At 63.1% G+C, this 2,471-nt stretch carries 3 protein-coding genes and 1 pseudogene; all 4 read left to right on the top strand.

Features of this window, described 5'->3' with window-relative positions; all coding sequences use genetic code 11:
- The coding region (locus tag EOA28_RS32450) for a DUF1194 domain-containing protein (RefSeq protein ID WP_128315689.1) at positions 1-341 on the top strand (341 nt) is incomplete at its 5' end.
- Between the two features lie 114 nt (positions 342-455).
- The gene (locus tag EOA28_RS32445; RefSeq protein WP_126082167.1) at positions 456-1,406 is read left to right on the top strand and encodes an ABC transporter substrate-binding protein; all 951 of its coding nucleotides are present in this window, start codon (positions 456-458) and stop codon (positions 1,404-1,406) included.
- Between the two features lie 168 nt (positions 1,407-1,574).
- Positions 1,575-2,348 carry an ABC transporter permease gene (locus tag EOA28_RS32440; RefSeq protein ID WP_126083765.1) on the top strand — a complete coding sequence of 258 codons (774 nt, stop codon included), beginning with the start codon at positions 1,575-1,577 and terminating at the stop codon, positions 2,346-2,348.
- A pseudogene (locus EOA28_RS40590) lies at positions 2,345-2,471 on the top strand (ABC transporter ATP-binding protein); the annotation flags it as partial. The gene EOA28_RS32440 and the pseudogene EOA28_RS40590, both read left to right, overlap by 4 nt.

Raw genomic sequence — 2,471 nt, 5'->3', positions numbered from 1 at the left:
CCCGCGACGAGGTGGTCAGGCAAGGCATCACCATCAACGGCCTGCCGCTGATGACGCGCGGCGGTTTCAGCGGCGCCTTCGACGTCGATAATCTGGACCGCTATTACAGCGACTGCGTCATCGGCGGACCGGGCGCCTTCATGATCCCGGTCAATGACTGGACGCAGTTTCCCGAAGCGATCCGCCGCAAGCTGGTGCTGGAGCTCGCCGGTTCGGCTTCACCGGAACGGGCGGCCGAAGGGGCCGCGCATCCGCCGGTCGTGCTCGCCGATAACAGGCCGGCCGCCGACTGCCAAGCCGGCGAAAAGATGTGGCGCAACCGCGGCTGGGGCATGCCGTGAGGGGAGGAGGAGCAGGCAACCGTTCAGGATGACGTTTCGTTGAAACGCCGCTTCATTGACAAGCCTTTTGGCGTCTGTGAGACAATTCGCGCTCACCACAAAAAGGGAACCACAATGAACAGGACCACCATTTTCGCGGCAACGCTGACGGCGGCCGCCATGCTTGGCGCGCCCGCGATGGCTGCCACCTCGCTCACCATCGGCATCAGCGGCTGGACCGGCTTCGCGCCGCTGACTCTGGCCAAGCAGGCCGGGCTTTTCGAAAAGCACGGGCTCGACGTCACGCTCAAGAAAGTGCCGCAGGCGAGCCGGCCGCTGGCCATCGCCAGCGGCGACCTGCAATGCGCGGCGACCACGGTCGAAACCTGGATGGTGTGGAACGCCAGCGGCGTCACCACCAAGCAGATCTTCCAGCTCGACAAGTCCTATGGCGCCGACGGCATCGTCGTGCGCAACGACATCAAGTCCGTCGCCGACCTCAAGGGCAAGAATGTCGCCTCGTCCGCGCCTGGAACCTCGCCCTATTTCCTGCTCGCCTGGGTGCTCAACAAGAACGGCATGTCGACCAAGGACGTCACCGTCGTCAATCTGGAGCCGGATGCGGCGGCGCAGGCCTTCCTGGCCGGCCAGAACGATGCCGCCGTCACCTATGAGCCGTTCATTTCAGCGGTCCGCGACAAGGCCGACCAGGGCCATATCCTGGCGACCACGCTCGACTACCCGATGGTGCTGGACACCGTCGGTTGCACGCCGGACTTCCTCAAGGCCAATCCCGATGCCGCCAAGGCGCTCGCCGACAGCTATTTCGACGCGCTCGACCTGATCAAGAAGGATCCGCAGAAATCCTACGAGATCATGGGCGCCGACGTGAAGCAGTCGGCCAAGGAATTCGAGGATTCGGCCAAGTACCTGAAATGGGCCGACAAGGCGGAGAATAAGCAGTTCTTCACCAAGGAGTTCCAGGATTTTTCCAAGACCGCGGCCGATCTTTTGCTGCAGATGGGGCTGATCAAGGAAGTCCCGGATGTGACGACGCTTGCCGACACCAGCGCGGTGGCCAACTGATCGCGCATCACCCTATCGGCGGCGCAAGGCCGCCGCTCCCTTCTCGCTAAAGCGCGTCGCGATCCTTCAGATACGCTCCTCGCGCTTTAGCTCTTTCATTTTGCGCATGTCTTTACCCGAACCGGTTTCCACTTTCGGGAGCCATGCTTTAAGGACAGGGCCTGAATGCTGCGTCCCTTGCACCCCGTTGCGCCGGGCACGCGAAGCGCGCTCGGCATCGCCTTTTTCGTGCTGTTCGTGGCCTTCTGGGCGTGGATCACGCTCGGCGGCCATGTGAACCGGATCTTCCTTGCCGATCCTCTGTCGATGCTCAAGGACGGCTGGCGGCTGCTCGTCGAAGACCGGTTCTGGCTCGACATATTGATCACCATCTGGCGCGTCTTCGGCGGCTTCGTGCTGGCCTCGATCGTCGCGGTGCCGATCGGCATCGCGATGGGCGCCTGGAAGCCTGTCGAAGCCTTCCTCGAGCCGTTCGTGTCCTTTGCCCGCTACCTGCCGGCATCCGCCTTTATCCCGCTGCTCATCCTGTGGGCCGGCATCGGAGAATTCGAGAAGCTCCTGGTGATCTTCGTCGGCTCTGTGTTCCAGATCATCCTGATAGTCGCGGTCAAGGTCGGCAGTACGAGGCGAGACCTGGTCGAGGCCGCCTATACGCTGGGGGCGACCGACAACGGCATCGTCAAGCGCGTGATCATGCCGGCCAATGCGCCGGAGATCGCCGAAACGCTGCGCCTGGTGCTTGGCTGGGCCTGGACCTATGTGATCGTCGCCGAGCTGATCGGCTCGTCGTCGGGCATCGGCTACATGATCATCAACAGCCAGTCGCGGCTGGCGACGGGGCAGATCATCTTCGGCATCATTGTCATAGGGCTGATCGGGCTTCTGTCCGATTTCGCCTTCAAGGCGCTCAACCGCTGGCTCTTTCCATGGAGCCTGGCATGAGCAAGCTGCTGATCGAAGGCGTCTCGCGGACCTTTGCCGGGGTAGGGGGCGGGCAGCCGGTGCGGGCGCTGCAGCCGGTCGACCTCGCGGTCGCGGCGAATGACTTCATCACCATCCTTGGGC

This window comes from Mesorhizobium sp. M2A.F.Ca.ET.067.02.1.1, from assembly GCF_004023285.1.
Classification (GTDB): Bacteria; Pseudomonadota; Alphaproteobacteria; order Rhizobiales; family Rhizobiaceae; genus Mesorhizobium.
This window is presented reverse-complemented; position numbering and strand designations above follow the sequence as displayed.